The organism is Actinokineospora spheciospongiae (assembly GCF_003182415.1).
GTDB lineage: Bacteria > Actinomycetota > Actinomycetes > Mycobacteriales > Pseudonocardiaceae > Actinokineospora > Actinokineospora spheciospongiae.
Genome location: NZ_QHCP01000012.1, coordinates 64,128 through 84,721, shown reverse-complemented (window position 1 = coordinate 84,721; position 20,594 = coordinate 64,128). Strand labels below are relative to the sequence as shown.

The following is a 20,594-nucleotide window of genomic DNA, read 5'->3' as shown; positions in this document are numbered from 1 at the left end:
CGTCGTGATTCCCTTGTGGAGCCCGCAACCGCGGGTGGTGCGGCGGACCCGCGTCAAGCTCACCCTGGGTGACAGGTGTCCCGGTCCGCCTGGGCGCCCGGTCCACTCGAACAGCCGTTGTGATCACGGCGGGTTGCGCCAACTGCCCCACAGTCCGCCTCGCCATCGGTGAGCGGCGGCGGAAAAGGTTGACCCGGTCGGGGGGAATGCGGATTCACCCTCACCCCGGGCCGAGTCACCGGAATTACCCGGGTGGACCGCCGGTCCGTGGGGGATTCACGCACGTCAGCCCGCATTGGGCTGTTCGGGTGGGTGAGTGAGTTGATCACTCACGTTTGGTGATCGGGTCAGAACGAGAGCTTCTGCACGTTCACCCGTTACGCAGGGACTCTCCACATCGACGTATCTGATGCCCACACTTTTGCTCTACTACCAATGAGCAGGTCGGTGTGAGTGCACATACCGACCGTGACCGACGACCTGTACCGGGGTGGCACTTCATGGCGAGCATGGACCCATACGGCGATCAGCACACCACAGACCTGGGCGGCGGGGAGGCCGACGGGGTCTGCGAGGTGGCCGGTCCCCCGCCAACCGTCCTCATGCGTCACCGGGCGAGGTTCCTCGACCCGTCCACCGCGCTGCCCGGCCGCGGCCACCGGCGGCCGGACTCCACGGCGTACCGCACCGACACCCTGCTGGTGCCGCTGCGCCTGGCCCGCGACGCCGCGCTGATCGCCCGGTTCAACGAGGCCATCGCCTCGCTGGGCGCCGAACTGGTGGTGCGCCTGCCGCGCACGCCGCGGTGGGCCGCCGCGCTGGAGTCCTTCGACGACGGGTTCGCCGTGCCGGTGCTGGTGCGCTGCCTGGAGGACTCCGACGCCGACGAGAGCCCGGACCCGTGGTGCGTGCTGGTGCGGCTGCGCCGCCGGTTCCCCGACGCCGACCTGGAGGGGATCGGCCTGGAGCACCTGGCGCTGGCGGCGTCGGTGCGGATGGAGGGCGCCCCCTTCGGCAGCGGGGTCCCCTTCGGCAGCGGCGTGCCGTTCGGCAGCGGCGTCCCCTTCGGCAGTGGTGTTCCGTTCGGCAGTGGAGTGGGGGGTGGCGGCGTGGCGTTGGCGACCGGGAACCGCAATCCGGTCCGGGTGTTCCTGCCCGAACCGCGCCGGGTGGCCGACCCGGCCGACCTGGTCGCCGGGCGGCGGCCGGTGGTGGCGGTGCTCGACACCGGCATCGGCGAGCACCCGTGGCTGACCGTCGGCGACCCCTGCGACGACCCGGTGGTGCAGGTGTCCGCGGAGTTCCAGGGGCTGCTGGCCGACCTGGAGGCGACCATGGTCGACGCCAGCGGCGCGGTCATGCCGCCGCTGGTGTCCCCGAACGACCAGCGCGACGTGCTGCAACCGCTGCTGGGCGTCACCGACTCGCACTCCGGGCACGGCACGTTCGTCACCGGCCTGGTGTTCCAGAACTGCCCGGACGCGCGCATCCTGTCGCTGCGGGTGCTGCACACCGACGGCATCACCACCGACGCGTCGGTGCTGCTGGCGCTGGAGTGGCTGCGCGAGCGGGTCCGCAACGCCCTGGACAACGGGATCGCCGAGGACCTCGTCGACGTGGTGTCGGTGTCGCTGGGCTTCTACCCGGAGCACGCCGACCGGCAGACCGGGCTGCTGCTGGCCGAGGCGGTGCGCAAGCTGACCGACCTCGGGGTGGTCGTGGTCGCCGCCGCGGGCAACGACGCGACCACCCGCCCGTTCGTCCCGGCGGCGCTCGCGCTCAACCCGGACGGCTCCAACACCGGCAACCCGCTGCTGGTGGCCGTCGGCGCGCTCAACGCCTCCGGTCGCACCGTCGCCGCGTTCTCCAACGAGGGCGACTGGGTCACCCGGTGGGCGCCGGGCAACGCCGTGGTCAGCACCGTGCCGCTGTGGCAGGGCCCGGAGGGCTCGGGCCTGGGCACCCCGGGCGACGGCACGCCGAACATGACCCGCACCTCCCCCGACCCCGACGACCTGACCACCGGGTTCGCCGTCTGGGCCGGGACCTCCTTCGCCACCCCGGTGGTGGCCGGGATGCTCGCGGCCAACCTGGCCGCCGCCAAGGACGCCACCACCGACCAGGACCGCTGCGTCCGGGCGGCCGACGCGCTCGCCGCCACCGACGAGCAGTTGCGGAAGCTGGGCTGGCTGTCCTGACCGCCGGTGCCGCCCGCGCGGCGGGACTGATCCCGCCGCGCGGGCAGTACTGTCTACTGCCATGGCCGGTCGTCCCAGGGCAGCGCGGTGAGCGCGGGGAACGCGCGCACCCTGCGCCGGGCGGGCGCGCTGTGGCGGCGGGCCAGGGTGGCCGTCTACGCCTACGAGTTCGCCAGGGCCCGGTCGCTGTCGGAGCAGGCGCTCGACGCGCTGGACAACGCCCCGGAGCCCACCGACCAGGACCTGATCCCGATGCGGGTCCGGGTGCTGGTCACCGCCGCCTACGCCGACACCGAGGTCGGTGAGGTCGAGCGCGGCCTGGGCAGGCTGGACACCGCGGGCGGGCTCGTCGCGGCCATCGCCGACCCGGCCAGCCGCTCGGAGTTGGAGCTGCTGTCCCGGGAGCAGCGCGGTTTCCGGCTGATCCGGGTCGGCCGCACCGAGGAGGGGCTGCGCACCCTCGACGAGATCGCCGACAAGCTGGAGCGGGAGCTGGCGACCGGGGTGGGGGAGCCCAGCGTGCTGGCGATCCTGCACCTCAACCGCAGCCTGGCCTACATCGGGCAGGCGCACACCGCCGCCGCGGTGGCCGAGGTCAACCGGTGCATCGAGCTGACCGAGCAGTACGAGATGGACCCGACCATCGCGATCAAGGCCAGGCACAACCTCGGCTACGTGGCCTACATGTCCGGGGACATGCCGACCGCGCTGCGGCTGTTCGAGGAGTCGGCTCGGACCTGCACCGAGCAGGCGCCGACGCTGCTGCCGATCGTCCGGCTCGACCAGGCCCGCGCGCTGCTGGCCGCCGGGCTCGCCGAGGAGGCCGCGCGCAGCCTGGACGAGGCGCTGCCGGTGCTGCGCAAGCAGCGCGGCGGGCAGGACGCCGCCGAGGCCGAGGTGGCCCGCGCGGCGGCGGCGCTGCTCGACGGCGACGCCGCCTTCGCCCACCGCCGGGCCACGTCCGCGCACACCAGCTTCACCAAGCGCGGCAACCGGCGCTGGGCGGCGATCGCCCGGCTGGCCGCGGTGCGCGCGCAGGCGCAGTCCGCGCTCGACGACCGCGGGCGCACGGTGCGGCGCACCCTGGTCGACACCGCGGTCCGGCTGGCCGAGGACCTGCGCGAGTTGATGCTGGAGGACGAGCGGGCGCTGGCGCTGCTGCTGGCCGCCCGGTTGCAGATCCGCCGCCGGGACCTGGGCTCCGCGCGCGAACTGCTCGACGCGGTGCCGCCGCCGCGGTCGACGACCCCGATCGACCACCGGATGCTGCTGCGGCTGTGCCGGGCGGAGCTGGCCATCGCCGCGGGCAGCCCGCGCCGCGCGTTCGCCCAGGCCCGGTCCGGGCTCACCGAGCTGGGCCGGGTGCGCGACAAGATGGGCGGGATGGAGCTGGTGTGCGGCACCGCCGTGCACGGGCAGGAGCTGGGCGAGCTGGCGGTGCGGCAGGTGCTGCGCAGGCCCCGCCCGGACGCGCGCGGCCTGTTCGGCTGGCTGGAGCGGACCCGCGCGCAGGTCTACCGGTACGAGCCGCTGCCGGTGTCGCTGCCGCGGGAGGTGGCGGCGAAGGCGGCCGAGCTGCGCAACGTGCGCCGGGCGGTGCAGTCGGCCCGGGTGGCGGGGCAACCGGTGGCGCAGTTGGAGAAGCAGACCGCGGCGTTGGAGCGGGAGGTGTCGCGGCAGGGCTGGTCGGCCGGGGCGCTGGGCAGCCCGCGCCCGGTGGCGGCGCTGGGCGAGGTGGCCGAGGCGCTGGGGCAGCGGGCGCTGGTGTCGTTCGCCAAGCCCGACGGCGCGGTGGTGGCCGTGGTGGTGACCGCGAACAGCACCAGGATGGTGCGCCTGGGCGACTCGGCCACCGCCGCGGAGTGGGCCGCGCGGCTGCACGCCGACCTCGACGCGCTGGCCCCGGACACGCTGCCGCCGCCGGTGGTCGAGGTGGTGAAGGCGTCCGCGGCGCGCAGCGCGGGCGCGCTGGACGCGCAGCTCATCCGGCCGCTGCTCGACGCGGTCGGCGACCGGGACCTGGTGGTCGTGCCGACCGGGCCGCTGTACGCGGTGCCGTGGGGGAGCCTGCCGTCGCTGCGCGGCCGGTCGGTGGTGGTCGCCCCGTCGGCGACCGCGTGGCTCTCCGCCGAGCGCGCCGACCCGCCCGGGGGCAGCACGCTGCTGGCCCGCGGCCCCGGCCTCACCGGGCTGGTGGCCGAGGAGGAGCACCTGCTGGCGGTCTACCCGGGCGCGGTCACCCTCGACGGCGGGCGGGCGACCGTGGCGGAGGTGCTGGCCGCGCTCGACGGCGCCGACCTGGCGCACCTGGCCGCGCACGGCGAGCACGAGCCGACGAACGCGCTGTTCTCCCGGCTGGAGCTGGCCGACGGCCCGCTGTTCGCCTACGAGGTGGCCCGGCTGCCGCAGCCGCCCCGGCAGGTGGTGCTGGCCGCCTGCGAGCTGGCGCTGAACTACGTGCGCCCCGGCGACGAGGCGCTGGGCTACGCGGGGGCGCTGCTGGCGGGCGGGGTGCGCACGGTGGTGGCGGCCACCAGCCGGGTCGGCGACGAGGCGGCGGCGACCGCCATGGCCGACTACCACCGCGGTCTGGCCGAGGGGGTCACCCCGGCCCGCGCGCTGGCCGCCTCGGTGGCCCGCGACCCCTACCGCAGGCCGTTCATCTGCCTCGGCGCGGGCTGAGCGCCGCGCCCGCGGCCCGCCTGTGGACAGGCGGTGGACAGCCGGTCGCCCGGCTCCCTACGATCATCGAACTGTGTTGTGGGCCACACCGACGTGGCCCGCGTCCCGCCCCGAATCCCCATGGAGGCAGTGCGATGAGCAGCCCTGTCACGCTCTGCGCGGCTTTCCAGGCCACCGCCGAGCGCAACCCCTACCTGGTGGCCCTGCGGACCCCCGGGGACGCCGTGTCGATCACCTGGCGCGAGTACGGGCGCCGGGTCCGCCGGATCGCCGCGGGCCTGGCCGCCCTCGGGGTGCGCCGCGGCGACGCGGTGGGCCTGATGCTGACCAACCGCCCGGAGTTCCACCTGATCGACGCCGCCGCGCTGCACCTGGGCGCAGTGCCGTTCTCGGTCTACAACACCAGTTCCGCCGAGCAGTTGGAGTACGTGTTCTCCAACGCGGGCAACGGGATCGTGCTCACCGAGCGGGCCTTCGTGCCGGTGCTGCGCGCCGCGGGGCCGAGCCTGGACGTCATCTGCGTGGAGGAGGGCGTCGAGGGCACCACCCCGCTGGCGGAGCTGGAGGCGGGCGGCGCCGAGGACTTCGACTTCGACGCCGCCTGGCGCGCGGTCGAGCCGACCGACCTCGCGACGATCATCTACACCTCGGGCACCACCGGCCCGCCCAAGGGCGTCGAGCTGACCCACGCGAACGTCCTGGCGGTGTCCGGGGCGCTGGACGACGCCTACGACATCACCGCGGGCGACCGGGTGCTGTCGTTCCTGCCCTCGGCGCACATCGCCGACCGGGTCGTGGCGCACTACGCGTCGATGCTCTACGGCACCCTGGTGACGACGGTGGCCGACGCCAGGCAGCTCGCCGCCGCGCTGCCCGACGCGCGGCCGAACGTGTTCTTCGCCGTGCCCCGGGTGTGGCAGAAGTTCACCCTGGCCATCGACACCGCGCTGGCCGCGGAACCCAGTGCCGCCAAGCAGAAGCTCGCGCACTGGGCGATCGGCGTGGGGATCAGGCGCAGCGCGCTGGTCCGCGCGGGCAAGCCCGTCCCGCCCGCGTTGGCGTTGCAGCACCGGATGGCCGACGCGGTCGTGCTGTCGAAGCTGCGCGAGAAGCTGGGCCTGGACGAGGCGAAGCTGTGCCTGTCCGGCGCGGCGGCGATCCCCATGGAGACGCTGGAGTTCTTCTGGGGACTGGGGATCGAGGTCTACGAGATCTGGGGCATGTCCGAGACGGCCGGGCTGGGCACCTCCACCCGGCCGGGCAAGCTGCGGTTCGGCACCGTGGGCATGGCCGTGCACGGCACCGAGGTGCGCCTGGCCGCCGACGGCGAGCTGCTGATCCGCGGCGGGTCGGTGATGCGCGGTTACCGCAACGACCCGGTGCGCACCGCCGAGGCGGTCGACGCCGAGGGGTGGGTGCACACCGGTGACATCGGGGTGGTCGACGGCGACGGGTTCGTCACCATCGTCGACCGCAAGAAGGAGCTGATCATCAGTTCCTCGGGCAAGAACATGTCGCCGACGAACATCGAGAACGCGGTCAAGGCGGCGAGCCCGCTGATCGGGCAGGTGGTGGCGATCGGCGACGACCGGCCGTACGTCTGCGCGCTGGTCGTGCTCGACGCCGACGCCGCCGCCGGGCTGGCCGCCAAGCACGGGCTGCCCGCGGACTCGCCCGCCGCCGTGGCCGGGGACGAGCGGGTCCGGGCGCTGGTCGCCGACGCGGTCCGCGCGGGCAACGCGAAGCTGTCCCGGATCGAGCAGGTCAAGCGCTTCCGCGTCGTGCCGGGCTTCTGGGAGCCGGGCGGCGACGAGCTGACCCCGACGCTCAAGCTGCGCCGCAAGCCGATCGCGGAGAAGTACGCGCACGACATCGACGACCTGTACGCGGGCTCGCCGACCGGCGAGACGGTCGACCTGGGCGGCTGATTCCCGCTCCGCGGCAACCTCGGTGGGGTGAGCGGCGTCTTCCTCGGTGGAGACGCCGGTCAGACCCGTGCGACCGCCCCTATCCCCCTTGTGTATACACTCGGTGTGTACCGGTTGACATCGACCTCTGGGGGGTACCGGTGACCACACGTCCACTGATCCCGCTCTTCGCTTCGCTCGTCTTCTCCGCCGTGCTGTTCACGGCGGGCTGCTCCACGGCGGACTCCGCCACCCCGGTCCCCGAGCTGGCCGAGCGCGGGACCACGCTCACCTCGGCCAAGCTCGGCAGGCAGGACATGACCAACAAGGTCAGCCTGACCGGCAAGGTGACCATCAACCCGATCTTCGGCCTGGTCGCGCCCGCCGACGGCGAGATGCGCTACGTCGAGGTCAAGGACGCCAAGGGCACCCCGACCAAGCCGACCCGCGCGGGCGCGGTGTGGGTGGGCGGCAAGCCGACCAACGTCGACGTGCCCGCGGGGGCGACCTTCGCGGGCAGGCTGGTCGACGACCGGGCCAAGGTGACCGCCGGGATGCCGGTCGTGTCGGCCAAGTTCGGCGGCTACGGCATCGTCGCCGACATCGACGGCGCGCAGGCCTACACGCTCTCCGACGGCCTGGCCGCGATCAAGGCGCAGATCAAGAACGGGCCCGGCCCGTTCGACTGCGCCGTGCTGGGCACCATCGCCGCGCTGCCGCCGGGCACCATCCCCGACCCGCCCGCGCCGCCCGCCGCGCCGCCCGCGCAGTCGAACCCGTCCGGCCCCCCGCAGGCCCCCGTGGCCCCGCCCGCCGAGCAGCCCAAGGACACCCGCTCGCCGTCGGAGGCCACCGGGATGCGCCTGGTGTGCACCCCGCCCGCGGACGTCAAGCTCATCAACGGCGCCGAGGCGACCCTGGAGGTCATCACCGCGCGGGCCACCGGCGTGCTGGTCGCCCCCGTGGAGGCGGTGGCGGGCAGGCAGGGCGCGGGCAAGGTCGACGTGCTCGGCCCCGACGGCGCCCGCCGCACCGTGGACGTGCAACTGGGCCTCACCGATGGCCGCGTGGTCGAGATCCGCGGCGGGCTCACCGGCGACGAGACCCTCGCGGTCCCCGGCCCGAACCTGCCCGAGGCGCCGCAGAAGCCGGGGAACTGACGTGACGCCCCTCATCCAGATCTCCGGTCTCACCAAAACCCTGACCGGACAGGGGGAACCGCGCCCGATCCTGTCCGGTGTGGACCTGACTGTCCACTCGGGGGACAGCGTGGCGATCCTCGGTCGCTCCGGCTCCGGCAAGAGCACCCTGCTGAGCCTGATCGGCCTGTTCGACCGCCCCGACGGCGGCCAGTACCTGTTGGGCGGCAAGGACATCACCCGCGTCCCCGAGCGGCGCGCGGCCCGGCTGCGCAGCGAGGAGTTCGGCTTCGTCTTCCAGCGCTTCTTCCTGCTCAAGCACCTCACCGCCGCGCAGAACGTGGCCATGGCCCTGGTCAACGGCCAGGGCTGGGCCGCTCGCCGCAACCGGCGGGCGAAGGTCATGGCGGCGCTGGAGCAGGTCGGCATCGCGCACCTGGCCAAGCAGCGCCCACCGCGGATGTCCGGCGGCGAGCAGCAGCGGGTGGCCATCGCCCGCGCCCTGGTCCGCCAGCCGAAGATCCTGCTCGCCGACGAACCCACCGGCGCCCTCGACACCGAGACCGGCGCGCTGGTCATCGACGTGCTGCACTCGGCCACCGACCGAGGCTGCGGGCTCATCCTGGTCACCCACGACCACGCGCACGCCAACCGGATGCGGCGCGTCGTGCGGCTGACCGACGGGGTGCTGCGGCCCGAACCCAGGGGGGTGCTGATCTGATGGCGCTCTCCGGGAAGCTGCGCTCCGCGGTCGTCATCGGCGGCCAGGGCATCCGCGCGCGCAAGCTGCGCACGTTCCTGTCCATGATCAGCCTGTTCCTCGGCGTGCTCGCGGTGGTGGCGGTGCAGGCCGGGTCCGAGATCGCCAACCGCGCCCTGCTGGCCGACATCGAGCTGCAGCAGGGCAAGGACGGCAGCGTCAACGTGAGCCTGCCGCAGCACGCCAAGACGGTGGAGATCACCCAGGAGGTGCTGCGCGGCCACCCCGAGGTCGTCGGCGCCACCGGCACCAAGGCCACGATCGGCGAGCCGGGGGTCATCGCGATCAACCCCGGGCCCGTGCCGTTCAAGTACGCCGACCGCTCCCAGGGCGCGTACGAGGTCGTCTGCGAGTCGAACGGCTACTGCGAGCAGCGCAGGGTCGAGAACCCCGCCCCGCCCGGGCAGGCGATCGAGCTGCAACTGGTCGGCCTGACCGGTGACATCCGCCAGTTCCGCCCGTTCCAGGTGCGGGCCGGTCAGTGGCTGGACTTCGGCGGCGAGCCGTCGCTGTCGCCGGGGCTCGTGCTGAACAAGGAGGCCGCCACCGGCTTCGCCCAGAACCGCGTCCCCGCGCAGATGCGCGTCGAGGGCGGCACGGCCGACGCCACCCCGCGCATCCTCGGCGTCGTCGACGACGGCTCGTCCACGCCCACCGCGTACGTGCGCGCCGACGAGCTGTTCACCTGGCTCTCCCCGGGCGCGGCCACCCCGGACCCGCGCATGGGCGGCGGCGCGTCGATGACCCTGTACATGTGGCCGTCGAGCCAACCGGTGGTCCAGACCCTCACCGCCCGCCTGACCGGGGCGGGGGCGGACCCGTCGCAGGTCTACAGCAACGCGGTCGACTCCCGCGAGCGGATCGGCTCCGAACTCGACCTGATGCGGTGGATCTTCCTCGGCATGGCCGCGCTGGTGCTGCTGATCGGCGTCGCGGGCATCCTCAACGTCGGCCTGGCCACGGTCGGCGAGCGCATCGAGGAGTTCGCCCTGCGCCGCGCGGTCGGCACCCCGAGGCTGCTGCTCGCGGGCATCGTGCTGGCCGAGACCCTGATCATCGGCCTGCTCACCGCCGCGGCGGCCATCGGGGTGGGCGTGGTCGGGCTGCAACTGGCGGGGAAGGTCCTCGGGTCCCGGACCCAGTTGTTGCAGGACGTGGCGTTCCCCTGGCAGGCGGGCGTGGCCGGGGTCGCCGCCGGTCTGATCGCCGGAATCCTGGGCGGGTTGCTCCCGGCGGTCCGCGCCGCCCGCATCCCGATCGCCACGGTCATGCGCGCCTGAACCAGGACCCGCCCCGGAACCCGCTTCCACAGCCGTTCCGGGGCGGTTCCCGGCGGCCTACAGCCCCGTGTCAGACCCGGTGGGCTCAGCCCGTTCCCGGTGCTGCTGCTCGACGAGCCGTTCCTGACCGGCACGGACCGACCGCGCCGGGGGGAAACCCGTCCGGCGGGCCAGTGCCACGACCACGACACCGACGGTGGCCAGACCCGCGGCGACCCAGGGTGTCGCGGCCACCCCCGCGGTGTCGAGCACCGCACCGCCGAGCAGGGAACCCCCCGCCATGCCGATGTTCCACCCGGTGACCCAGATGGAGTTCGCGGTGTCGGCGGCGTGTGGGGCGGCGCGGACCCCCGCGGTCTGCATGAGGACGGGCACCGCGCCGTGGGTGAGGCCCCACAGCGCCGCGCACCCGAGCAGCGCGGGCGCCGACGACGCGACCACCCCGAAGCCCGCCAGGCACAGCGCGCACAGGCCCAGCACGGTGAGCGTGGTCAGGCGCGGCGCGCGGTCGGCGGTCGCCCCCGCGGCCCACACCCCGGCCAGGGACCCGAGGCCGAAGACGAACAGCACCGTCCCCGCCGCGACGCCCCGGCCCGCCACGAACGGCGCGATGTAGGTGTAGAGCACGTAGAAGCCGAGCACGACCGCCACGGACGCGCCGTTGACCGCGGCCACACCGGGGGTCCGCAGGACCGCGGCCATGCCCGCGCCGCGGGTGGGCGGGGGTGCCGCGACGGGCGGCAGCACGCGGAGCCCGACCACGGCGAGCACCGCGGCCATCCCGCTGAGCAGGCCGAAGGTCACCCGCCAGCCGACGAGGTCGGCCAGCGCGGTGCCCGCCGGGATGCCCAGTGACAGCCCGATCGTCATGCCCGCCAGAGCCGTGGCGATGGCCCGGCCGCTCCGCTGCGGGTCCAGCCGCGCCGCGTAGCCGGGCACCAGCGCCCAGAGCACCCCCGCCGCGACCCCGGAGAGGACGCGGGCGGCCAGCGACAGCGGGAAGGACCCGGACACCGCGGTGACGAGGTTGGTCGCCGCGAACGCGACGAGCAGGGCCACGAGCAGCGCCCGCCGGGGAACCCGCAGGGTCAGCGCCGTCAGGGGGATGGCGGTGACGGCGGCGGCCAGCGCGTAGCCGGTCACGAACAGCCCGGCGCGGGACTCGCCGATCGCGAGGTCGGCGCTCAGCGCGGGCAGCACGCCCGCGGGCAGCGCCTCGGTCAGGATCGTCACGAACGAGGCGGCGGCGAGGACCAGCAGACCGGTGCGGGACCGGGGTGGAGGTGGAGTCATGCCCCGACGGTGCAACCCTCACGCTCGCGTGAGGGTCAAGCGGGTGTGAGCCGCGTCGCGGCAGCGCGCGCGTCGCGCAGGTAGGCGTCGAGCGCCTCCCGGTTGCGCGTCAGGCACCGGATGCGCCGGTCCAACTGCTCCCGCTGCGCGGCCACCTGGTCGATCATCTCCTGGCACGGGACCCGCGGCAGCAACGCGGCCGGGCCGTCGAGGTAGGGCAGGATGTCGCGGACGATCCGGGTGGGCAACCCGGCTTCGATGAGGCCGCGGATCTGCCGGACCACGTCCTCCGCGCCCGCGCAGTACTCCCGGTAGCCGTTGTCCCCGCGCGCGGGGCGGATCAGGCCCTCGTCCTCGTAGTGGCGCAACGCGCGGACGCTGACCCCGGTGGCCCGCGCCAACTCACCGATCCGCATGCGACCCACCCCCCGCCGTCGTGCCCACGCCAGGGCTCCACCGTACTCGCCAGATCCGACAACGAAAGCCGTTCCGGGAGGAGCCCCCCACCCGCCGTCGGGCTGCCACACGCGTGACCGCGTCGTCTCCCGAAGTCACGCCTCGGCGGGTTCCCAATCGGAATTGGCGCCGCACAGGACGAGGGCGGGGACCTCGGCATCGATGTCCCCGCCCAGCCACGCCGCGAACGGCGCCGCCGCCGCGGGTTCCACGGCCAACCGGAACTCGTCCCACAACCGGTCCCGGGCGGCGAGGATCGCGCCGTCGTCGACGAGCACCGACCGGGCGCCCGCCGCGCGCAGGACGTCGAACGGCAACTCCCCGACCCGGGTGGCCCCCAACGCCGAAGCCGCCACCGAATCGGTGGGGGAGTCCACCGGCCGCCCCGCCGCCAGCGCGTCGTGCAGGGACCGGCACCGCGTCGGCTCCACCGCGAACACCGGCAACCCGGTCAACGCCGACCCGGCGGCCAACCCGCCCCCGCCGACGGCCACCACCACCGCGTCCACGTCCGGGGCCTCGGCGACGACCTCGGCCGCGCAGGTCCCCTGCCCCGCCACCACCAACGGGTGGTCGTAGGCGGGCACGTACAGCGCCCCCGCCGACCCGGCCTCCGCCAGCGCGGCCCGCGCCGCCTCGGCGTACCCAGCGCCGTGGCGCACCAGCTTGGCCCCCGCCGCCTCGATCCGCGCCGCCTTCGCCGCGGGCACCGCCTCCGGCACGAACACCGTCGCGGGAACGCCGAGCAACCGGGCCGCGGTGGCCACCGCCGCACCGTGGTTGCCACCCGAAGCCGTCACCACGTGCGCGGGCAACTCCCCACCGAGCAGGGCGTTGAGCGCACCCCGCAGCTTGAAGGACCCGCTGAGCTGCAGGTGCTCCAACTTGAACACCACCGGCCGCCCGTCCACCTCCGCCCGCAGCAGCGGCGTCCGCCGGGCGTGGGGGGCGATCCGCCCGGCCGCGGCGGTGACGTCGGCGTGGTCCACGGGGCTCCTCGGGTCCGATGAGGGGTGGCCCCCACTGTAAGCCGACCGATCCACCACACTGCAGCGGTGACCACCGCACCCTGGGCCCCCGGCTCCGCCACCGGCGTCGGCTCCCTCCCCGGCCAGGACCCGCGCGAGGCCGCCGCCGTGGTCCTCGGCGAACTGCCCGACCTCCCGCACCTGCCCGAACTCCCCGGCCGGGGCACGGGCTCCGACACCATCGGCCGCACGGCGGCGCTGCTGGTCGACCTGGCGGTCGAACTCGTCCCCTCCGGCTACCGGGTCACCGCCCACCGCGGCATCGACCACCGCCGCGCCGAAGACCACCTCCGCCGCGACCTCGACGCCATCGAGGAGGCGGCCGAGACGACCGGGCCGAAGCTGCTCAAGCTCCAGTTGGCAGGCCCCTGGACCCTCGCCACCGGCGTCGAACTCCCCCGGGGCCACCGCGTCCTCACCGACCGGGGCGCCCTCCGCGAGTTCGGCGAATCCCTGGCCGAGGGCCTGACCCGGCACGTCGCCGAGGTCCGCCGCCGCACCGGCGCCGAGGTCGTGGTCCAACTCGACGAACCCAGCCTCCCCGCCGTCCTGGCGGGCTCCCTGCCCACCCCCTCCGGCTACGGCATGGTCCCCCCGGTCCCCGCCCCGGACGCCCGAGACACCCTCGCCACCCTCGTCGACGCCGCCAAGTCCGCCACCGGCCACCCGGTGGTCGTCCACTGCTGCGCCCCCCGCCCCCCGGTCGCCCTCCTCCGCTCAGCGGGCGCCGAAGCCCTCTCCCTCGACGCCACCCTCCTGGCCACCATCCCCGCCACCCTCTCCGACGACATCGGCGAAGCCTGGGACGCGGGGACCACGTTCTTCCTCGGCCTGGTCCCCAGCACCGACCCGACGTCCCCGGTCACCCTGCGCGGCCTGGCGGACCCGGCCCTCAAACTGGTGGACCGCCTGGGCTTCCCCCGCACCCTGCTCGCGGGTTCGGCGGTCGTCACCCCCACCTGCGGCCTCGCCGGGGCCACCCACGCCTGGGCCCGCCGGGCGCTGTCGCTGTCGAGGGACCTGGGCAAGGCCTTCGTGGAACCCCCGGAGTCCTGGTAGCCCCACCCACGGCGAACCCGGCGACCACCGCACGGGAGGTTGCCGGATCGGCGGTGCCCGATCCGTCCACAGCGGTCGAGCCGCGTCAGCGCAGCGGCTCGACCCCCGCCGGCAGCGCCCCCGCCGCCACCAACCCGTCCAGGTGCCCCAGCAGCACCGATCGGAACGCCCGGGCCGCCGCCGTGGGTGGCACGTCCGTCCGGTGCGCCAGCGCCACCGTCCGCCGGATGCCCGCCCCCGCCAGCGGTGTCGCCCGCAGCCACGGCCGCCCGGGCAGCACCAGGCTCGGCACGATCGCCAGCCCCAACCCCGCTTCCACGAACCGCAGCACCGCGTCCATCTCCCCGCCCTCCACCGCGAACAGCGGTTCGAACCCGGCGGCGCGGCACGCTTGGAGGGTGGTTTCCCGCAGGTCGTAGCCCACGCGGAACATCACCATCGGCCGGTCCCGCAGGTAGTCCAAGGGCACTGACGCGGGCAGCGGGGCGGCGTCGGCGGCTGAGGCCACCACCAGGTGTTCGCGCAGGATCGGGGTCGAAGTCAGCGCCGGGTCGATCCCCTGCGGGGGGACGATCACCAGGGCGAGGTCCAGTTCCCCGCCGAGCAGGGCCGCCGTCAGGTCGCGGGAGCCGCCTTCCTCGACCACCAGCCGCACCCCCGGGTACGCGTCGTGGAAGGTGCGCAGGACGTCGGCGAGGACGCCAACGCAGACGCTGGGGGTGGCGCCGAGGCGGATGCGGCCCCGGCGCAGGCCCACCAGTTCCGCGACCTCCAGGCGGGCGGTGTCCACGTCGGACAGGATGCGCTTGGCGACGGGGAGCAGCGCCTCCCCGGCGGGGGTGAGGGTGACGTTGCCGCGGGCCCGGTTGAACAGGGGGGCGCCCAGTTCGGCTTCGAGGCTGTGGATCTGCTTGCTCAGTGAGGGCTGTGCCACACGCGCGCGCTCGGCGGCCCGGGTGAAGTGGCGGGTGTCGGCCACTGCCAGGAAGTATGCGAGCTGCTGCAACGTCATAGTCTGAGGCTATCGTGTCCAGCACATTCATATATTGGACGACTTGTGGGGCCGCTCCTACGTTGGCGGCATGGCAGTCAGCACCGCGCCGGGAACCCCGGCGCCGCAACGGGTTCGGCGGTCGACCGCGGGGCGGGTGTGGTCGTCGACGGTGGGCAAGAAGGCCGTCATGGCCGTGTCCGGGGCGATCCTCTTCCTCTACGTCGTCGCGCACATGGTGGGCAACCTCAAGGCGTTCGCGGGGGCCGGGGCGCTCGACGACTACGGGGTGTTCCTGCGGGAGTTCCTGTCCCCGGTCCTCGGCTACGGCGGGTTCCTGTGGGTGGTGCGGGTCGTTCTCCTGCTCGCCGTGGTGCTGCACATGGTGGCCGCGGTCCAGCTCGCGCGGCGGGCGCGGAAGGCGCGGCCGGTCTTCTACGCGCACCGGCCGAAGGTGCAGGGGAGCTACGCCGCGCGGACCATGCGGTGGGGTGGGGTGATCATCGCCCTGTTCGTGGTCTACCACCTGCTCGACCTGACCGCGGGCGTGCTCAACCCGAACGGCGTCGAGGGGGCGATCCACGCCAACGTGGTGGCCGACTTCCAGCGCTGGTACGTGGTGCTCGCCTACACCCTCGCCGTGGTGGCGCTGGGGTTCCACCTGCGGCACGGGCTGTTCAGCGCGCTGCGCAGCCTCGGTGTGGCCAGCGCCCGCCGGGCCGCCGCCGTGCGGGGCACCGCGCTCGGTGTGGCCGTCGTGATCACCGTGGGCTTCCTCGTCGTCCCGTTCGGCGTCCTCTTCGGAATCGTGAGGTGACCATGTCCTACTCCGACTACACCAACTACTCCGAGGGTGAGTCGATCGTCGACACCCGGGCCCCGGACGGCCCGCTGGAGACCCGCTGGGAGCGGCGGCGGTTCGCCACCCGGCTGGTCAACCCGGCCAACCGGCGCAAGCTGACGGTGATCGTCGTCGGCACCGGCCTCGCGGGCGGCTCGGCCGCCGCGACCCTGGGCGAACTGGGCTACAACGTCCTGTCCTTCTGCTACCAGGACAGCCCGCGCCGCGCGCACAGCATCGCCGCGCAGGGGGGCATCAACGCCGCCAAGAACTACGCCGGTGACGGCGACAGCGTGCACCGCCTCTTCCACGACACCGTCAAGGGCGGTGACTTCCGCTCCCGTGAGTCCAACGTCCACCGGCTCGCGCAGGTCAGCACCCAGATCATCGACCAGTGCGTTGCCCAGGGCGTCCCGTTCGCCCGCGAGTACGGCGGCCTCCTGGACACCCGCTCCTTCGGCGGCGCCCAGGTCTCCCGCACGTTCTACGCGCGGGGGCAGACCGGGCAGCAGTTGCTCCTGGGTGCCTACCAGGCGCTCTCCCGGCAGATCCACGCGGGCACCGTGCGGATGCACCCCCGCACCGAAATGCTCGACCTGGTCGTCGACGACGGCCGCGCGCGGGGTGTGGTCGTGCGGGACCTGGTGTCCGGCGAGGTGAGCACGCACCTGGCGGACGCCGTGGTGCTCGCCACGGGTGGCTACGGCAACGTCTTCCACCTGTCCACCAACGCCAAGGGGTGCAACACCACCGCGATCTGGCGCGCGCACAAGAAGGGCGCCCTGTTCGCGAACCCGTGCTACACCCAGATCCACCCCACGTGCATCCCGGTCAGCGGTGAGCACCAGTCCAAGCTGACCCTGATGAGCGAGTCGCTGCGCAACGACGGCCGTGTCTGGGTTCCCGAGCGGGCGGGTGATCCGCGTGCCCCGCGCGACATCCCCGAGCAGGAGCGCGACTACTACCTCGAACGTCTCTACCCCGGTTTCGGCAACCTCGTCCCCCGCGACATCGCCTCCCGGGCGGCCAAGACCGTGTGCGACGCCGGGCGGGGCGTGGGGCCGGGCGGTCTGGGTGTCTACCTGGACTTCGCCGAGGCGATCGAGCGCCTGGGCCGCGACACCGTGTCCGCCCGCTACGGGAACCTCTTCGAGATGTACCAGCGCATCACCGACGAGGACCCCTACGAGGTCCCCATGCGCATCTACCCGGCCGTGCACTACACGATGGGCGGCCTCTGGGTCGACTACGACCTGCGCAGCACCATCCCCGGCCTGTTCGTCATCGGCGAGGCCAACTTCTCCGACCACGGCGCCAACCGGCTCGGCGCGAGCGCGCTCATGCAGGGCCTCGCGGACGGCTACTTCGTCCTCCCCGCCGTCATCGGCGACTACCTCGCCGACGGCCCGTTCGGCCCGGTGCCACCCACCGCCGTCGAGGACGCCGAGGACGAGGTGCGCCAGGGCATCGCCGCGCTGCTGGCGGTGGACGGCGACCGCACGGCCGAGTCGTTCCACCGCGAACTGGGCAGGCTCATGTGGGAGCTGTGCGGGATGGAGCGCAGCGAGGAGGGCCTGCGCAAGGCCCTGGAGCAGATCCCGCAGTTGCGCGCCGAGTTCTGGCGGCGGGTCAAGGTGACCGGTGCGGGCGGGCAGCTCAACCAGGAGCTGGAGAAGGCGGGCCGGGTGGCCGACTTCCTCGAACTGGCCGAGCTGATGTGCCTGGACGCCCTGCACCGCACCGAGTCCTGCGGCGGCCACTTCCGGGTGGAATCCCAAACCGCCGAGGGCGACGCCCGCCGCGACGACGACGCGTTCTCCTACGTCGCCGCCTGGGAGCACACCGGCGGAGCCCCGGTGTTGCACCGCGAACACCTGGAGTTCACCGCCGTCCGACCGAGTGTGAGGAGCTACAAGTGAGGTACACGCTGCGGGTCTGGCGCCAGCGCGGCCCCGAGGAATCGGGCGGGCTGGTCGACTACGACGTCGACGGCATCAGCCCGGACATGTCGTTCCTGGAGATGCTGGACGTCCTCAACGAGCGCTTGGTCCTCGACGGCGAGGAGCCGGTGGCCTTCGACCACGACTGCCGCGAGGGCATCTGCGGCATGTGCGGCCTGATGATCGACGGCGTCGCCCACGGCCCCGAGCGCGCCACCACCACCTGCCAGCTCCACATGCGCCACTTCGACCCGGCCGAGCCGATCGTGGTGGAGCCGTGGCGGGCCGCGCCCTTCCCGGTGGTGCGCGACCTGGTGGTGGACCGCTCGGCCCTGGACCGGATCGTGGAGGCGGGCGGCTACATCAGCGCCCCGGCCGGTGCCGCCCCCGACGCCCACGCCGTCCCCATCCCCAAGGCCGACGCCGACGCCGCGTTCACCGCCGCCGCCTGCATCGGCTGCGGCGCCTGCGTGGCGGCCTGCCCCAACGGCTCGCCGATGCTGTTCACCGCCGCCAAGGCCACCCACCTCGGGCTGCTCCCGCAGGGCCAACCGGAGCGGCTGTCGAGGGCCGAGGACATGCTCACCGCCCAGGACGACCTCGGCTTCGGCGGCTGCACCCAGACGGGCGAATGCACCCTGGTCTGCCCCAAGGGAATCCCCCTGGAAACCATCGCCACCCTCAACCACGACGTGCTCACCGCCGCCCTGCGCGGGCGCTGAGGCGCCACCGGCGTGGAGAGGCCCCGCCCGGTTGTCCCGGACGGGGCCTCGCTGTTCTGCTTCGGGCTACTCAGCGCCCACGCGCTTGGCAACCGCGAGGAAGGCCGCGAACCCCCCGGCCGGGATTGTCAGGGAGCCACTTTCCCGGCTCTTGGTGTCGCGGATGCCCGTCGCCGTGGCCGTGACCCGCAGCTCCACACAAGAGGCCAGGTTGCCGCTTCGGGTGCTCTTGCGCCACTGGTCAGTGTTCACTGTCCCTCACCTCTCGGATGAACCGGCGTGATTCGTCCGCCGGAAGGCATTGCTGTTGGACGTCGAGCCACGCGTCGGAGAAGCGCTTGACGTCGTCCTCATCCTCCACCGTGGAGGTGCCGCCGCCTTGCAAGTCCATGTGGACTGAATCGGGTTCGTCCGCTTCGGGGAAGCTCAGGATGAGGAGTTGACTGACCATCGTTTCATAGGCCCCGGCCACGAACGGCAGGACCTGGATCGTGATGTTCTCGGCCTCGGACATGGTGAGCAGGTGGTCCAACTGCTCGTGCCACGCTGCTGTTCCGCCAAGTCGGCGCCGGATGGCCGCCTCGTCGATCAGGGCGTGGAGTTCGAGCGGGTGGGGTTTCCTGGTCAGCACCGCCTGGCGTTCCCGCCGCTCGGCTGTCGCGCGATCTGCCTCCCAGTGGCTGGGGGACAGGATTCGGGAGCGTTCGGACAGTGCTGCCACATAGCCCGTGGTTTGCAGCAGGCCGGGGATCAGGACGGTGTCCACTGTCCGTGCGCGTGACGCCTCGGACTCGTCGGCGCGCAGGCGCGCGTACGCCTTCGGCAAGCTCTCCGCGTCGCTGATCTCGGCGGTGGCCGCCTCGGCGAGGTGGTAGACCTCGATCGCCTTCTCCCGCTCCGTCCTGTCCATGCCGAGTGCGGTCAGGACGCTGATGAACCGGTGGTAGCTGATGAGGTTGTCGCCGTTGAGCAGGCGGTAGATCGACTGTCGCGAGACGCGGGTCTCGGCGGCCAGTGCCGCGATGTCGTCGAGGTACCCGGCCCGTTCGACGTACGGCCTGATGTGGCGCCCAAGCCTGCGCTTCGCCCGTGTCGTGCCCACTGCCATGCGTGCACCCTAGCCACGCCGTGGCTACTCAGCGTGGGCGCCAGGGCCTTGAACATTCACTGTATGGAGCATGCTAGTTTGAGACGTCCAAATGGTAGCGTTTCAAGCGTCGATCAGGGCGGCAGGCATCTTCGTCGTTCGCATCCACCGCCCCCTCTCCTGAACGAAAGGCCCGCCATGCAGTACGGGTACTTCCTGCTGAAGATCGTCGGCTCCGACGGCGCCAAGATCGAGGAGTGGGACCTCCTCGACTTCTCGGAGGTGCCGTTGGACGGACACGACCCGAACGGCCCGGCCGTGTCGGAGGCCATCGCTTCGCTGTCCCGGTGGGGTGACGAGCGGTTGGCGTCGCACGCGGGCTACTACGAGCTGTTCAACATCTGCCTCGCCTCCCGCGCGGAAGGCGAGGAGGGAGAGGGCTACCCGCACGAGGTGATCGCGGAGGAGTACCGGGTCATGTTGTCCGGCAAGCGCTTGGACACCGCCGGTGTCATGGATGTGCGCCCCGGCAAGGGGTGATCCGGCGATACTGGGCGCATGAAGTGGTTCCGCCGCGCAGCACCCGAGCCCGCCCCGCAGCCGACCCCGGACCCGGCGGCGGCCGCGGCCCGGTTCTGGGCGGACTGGCACGAGCTGCTGCCCGAGATCTCCGCCGCCCTTGGCGACAACGAGCCCAACCGGGTGGAGAACGCGCTGTGCGAGCTGGTCGCCGCCCTGCACCCGGACCTGCACTTCTCCCTCGACCGGGGGCACCGGTCGATCTACTCGTTCGTGGTGTCCGGCCAGGAAGACCCGCTGCTGCGCCCCACCACCGACGCGTGGAAGGCCGCCGCGCCGCCGGACACCGCGATCTGGGAGTTCCACGACTCGGTGCCCCCGGTGCCGGACCCGACCGGGGTGACGGTGAACCTCGGCCCGCACCGGGTCGCGCTCGCCGACATCCGGGTGCACGCCCAGGTCGACCGGGCGGCGGGGCTCGTCGACGTGGCGGTGCACCACCCGGTGCTGGCCCGGCTCGACCCGGCTGCCCGGGCGGCGATGACCTTCCTGCCGCTGGACGCCACCCTGGGCGAGCGCGTGGCGGGCGCCCGGCTGCGCCGCGTCGAGGCCGCCGACGTCGAGCCCGAGGACAGCATCGACCTGCTTGAGCTGCGCAGACTCGTCGACACCCTGGACGGCTGAGCACGCGG

Annotated in this window: 18 protein-coding genes; 12 read left to right on the top strand and 6 right to left on the bottom strand. The window is 73.4% G+C overall.

Going from position 1 to position 20,594, the window contains the following annotated elements; genetic code table 11:
- The first annotated feature begins 500 nt into the window (after window positions 1-500).
- The 6 genes from DFQ13_RS26605 (at window position 501) to DFQ13_RS26580 (ending at window position 9,966) form a co-directional block, all read left to right on the top strand.
- Window positions 501-2,198, top strand: a complete 1,698-nt coding sequence (locus DFQ13_RS26605) for a S8 family peptidase (RefSeq protein ID WP_110081764.1) — start codon at window positions 501-503, stop codon at window positions 2,196-2,198.
- Between the two features lie 87 nt (window positions 2,199-2,285).
- Window positions 2,286-4,880, top strand: a complete 2,595-nt coding sequence (locus DFQ13_RS26600) for a CHAT domain-containing protein (RefSeq protein WP_233438587.1) — start codon at window positions 2,286-2,288, stop codon at window positions 4,878-4,880.
- 134 nt (window positions 4,881-5,014) lie between these two features.
- A complete protein-coding gene (locus DFQ13_RS26595; RefSeq protein WP_110081763.1) occupies window positions 5,015-6,808 on the top strand; it encodes an AMP-dependent synthetase/ligase in 1,794 nt (597 codons plus the stop codon).
- Window positions 6,809-6,948: 140 nt separating this feature from the next.
- The gene (locus DFQ13_RS26590; RefSeq protein WP_233438586.1) at window positions 6,949-7,947 is read left to right on the top strand and encodes an efflux RND transporter periplasmic adaptor subunit; all 999 of its coding nucleotides are present in this window, start codon (window positions 6,949-6,951) and stop codon (window positions 7,945-7,947) included.
- A 1-nt stretch (window position 7,948) separates the two neighbouring features.
- Complete coding sequence (locus DFQ13_RS26585; RefSeq protein ID WP_035277864.1) at window positions 7,949-8,647, top strand: ABC transporter ATP-binding protein; 699 nt, start codon at window positions 7,949-7,951, stop codon at window positions 8,645-8,647.
- On the top strand, window positions 8,647-9,966 hold the full coding sequence (locus tag DFQ13_RS26580; RefSeq protein WP_110081762.1) for an ABC transporter permease: 1,320 nt from the start codon (window positions 8,647-8,649) through the stop codon (window positions 9,964-9,966). Before DFQ13_RS26585 ends, DFQ13_RS26580 begins: the two co-directional genes overlap by 1 nt.
- Before the next feature lie 57 nt (window positions 9,967-10,023).
- Here the strand turns inward: DFQ13_RS26580 and DFQ13_RS26575 are convergent, their stop codons facing one another.
- The 3 genes from DFQ13_RS26575 to DFQ13_RS26565 form a co-directional block, all read right to left on the bottom strand.
- Window positions 10,024-11,259 carry an MFS transporter gene (locus tag DFQ13_RS26575; RefSeq protein WP_110081761.1) on the bottom strand — a complete coding sequence of 412 codons (1,236 nt, stop codon included), beginning with the start codon at window positions 11,257-11,259 and terminating at the stop codon, window positions 10,024-10,026.
- A 35-nt stretch (window positions 11,260-11,294) separates the two neighbouring features.
- On the bottom strand, window positions 11,295-11,675 hold the full coding sequence (locus DFQ13_RS26570; RefSeq protein ID WP_035277904.1) for a MerR family transcriptional regulator: 381 nt from the start codon (window positions 11,673-11,675) through the stop codon (window positions 11,295-11,297).
- Between the two features lie 135 nt (window positions 11,676-11,810).
- Window positions 11,811-12,704, bottom strand: a complete 894-nt coding sequence (locus DFQ13_RS26565) for a serine/threonine dehydratase (protein ID WP_110081760.1) — start codon at window positions 12,702-12,704, stop codon at window positions 11,811-11,813.
- Window positions 12,705-12,770: 66 nt separating this feature from the next.
- On the opposite strand from DFQ13_RS26565, the gene DFQ13_RS26560 reads away from it, so the two are divergent.
- Window positions 12,771-13,802: a methionine synthase gene (locus DFQ13_RS26560; RefSeq protein WP_035277869.1), complete on the top strand. Its 1,032-nt coding sequence runs from the start codon at window positions 12,771-12,773 to the stop codon at window positions 13,800-13,802.
- A gap of 85 nt (window positions 13,803-13,887) precedes the next feature.
- Here the strand turns inward: DFQ13_RS26560 and DFQ13_RS26555 are convergent, their stop codons facing one another.
- Window positions 13,888-14,814: a LysR family transcriptional regulator gene (locus DFQ13_RS26555; protein WP_110081759.1), complete on the bottom strand. Its 927-nt coding sequence runs from the start codon at window positions 14,812-14,814 to the stop codon at window positions 13,888-13,890.
- Between the two features lie 70 nt (window positions 14,815-14,884).
- Between DFQ13_RS26555 and DFQ13_RS26550 the strand changes: the two genes are divergently transcribed.
- From DFQ13_RS26550 to DFQ13_RS26540, 3 genes are read left to right on the top strand one after another with little or no spacing between them, the layout of a single operon-like run.
- Window positions 14,885-15,610 carry a succinate dehydrogenase cytochrome b subunit gene (locus DFQ13_RS26550; protein WP_110081758.1) on the top strand — a complete coding sequence of 242 codons (726 nt, stop codon included), beginning with the start codon at window positions 14,885-14,887 and terminating at the stop codon, window positions 15,608-15,610.
- 2 nt (window positions 15,611-15,612) lie between these two features.
- On the top strand, window positions 15,613-17,553 hold the full coding sequence (locus DFQ13_RS26545; protein WP_110081757.1) for a fumarate reductase/succinate dehydrogenase flavoprotein subunit: 1,941 nt from the start codon (window positions 15,613-15,615) through the stop codon (window positions 17,551-17,553).
- On the top strand, window positions 17,550-18,296 hold the full coding sequence (locus DFQ13_RS26540; protein ID WP_110081756.1) for a succinate dehydrogenase/fumarate reductase iron-sulfur subunit: 747 nt from the start codon (window positions 17,550-17,552) through the stop codon (window positions 18,294-18,296). The genes DFQ13_RS26545 and DFQ13_RS26540 overlap by 4 nt, the downstream gene beginning before the upstream one ends.
- 66 nt (window positions 18,297-18,362) lie before the next feature.
- Here the strand turns inward: DFQ13_RS26540 and DFQ13_RS26535 are convergent, their stop codons facing one another.
- Both DFQ13_RS26535 and DFQ13_RS26530 read right to left on the bottom strand, forming a co-directional pair.
- On the bottom strand, window positions 18,363-18,548 hold the full coding sequence (locus DFQ13_RS26535) for a DUF397 domain-containing protein (protein ID WP_035277875.1): 186 nt from the start codon (window positions 18,546-18,548) through the stop codon (window positions 18,363-18,365).
- Window positions 18,538-19,404, bottom strand: a complete 867-nt coding sequence (locus DFQ13_RS26530; RefSeq protein ID WP_110081755.1) for a helix-turn-helix domain-containing protein — start codon at window positions 19,402-19,404, stop codon at window positions 18,538-18,540. Before DFQ13_RS26530 ends, DFQ13_RS26535 begins: the two co-directional genes overlap by 11 nt.
- 177 nt (window positions 19,405-19,581) lie before the next feature.
- Between DFQ13_RS26530 and DFQ13_RS26525 the strand changes: the two genes are divergently transcribed.
- Complete coding sequence (locus tag DFQ13_RS26525) at window positions 19,582-19,923, top strand: hypothetical protein (protein WP_110081754.1); 342 nt, start codon at window positions 19,582-19,584, stop codon at window positions 19,921-19,923.
- Window positions 19,924-19,941: 18 nt separating this feature from the next.
- Window positions 19,942-20,586 carry a hypothetical protein gene (locus DFQ13_RS26520; protein ID WP_110081753.1) on the top strand — a complete coding sequence of 215 codons (645 nt, stop codon included), beginning with the start codon at window positions 19,942-19,944 and terminating at the stop codon, window positions 20,584-20,586.
- Window positions 20,587-20,594 lie beyond the last annotated feature (8 nt).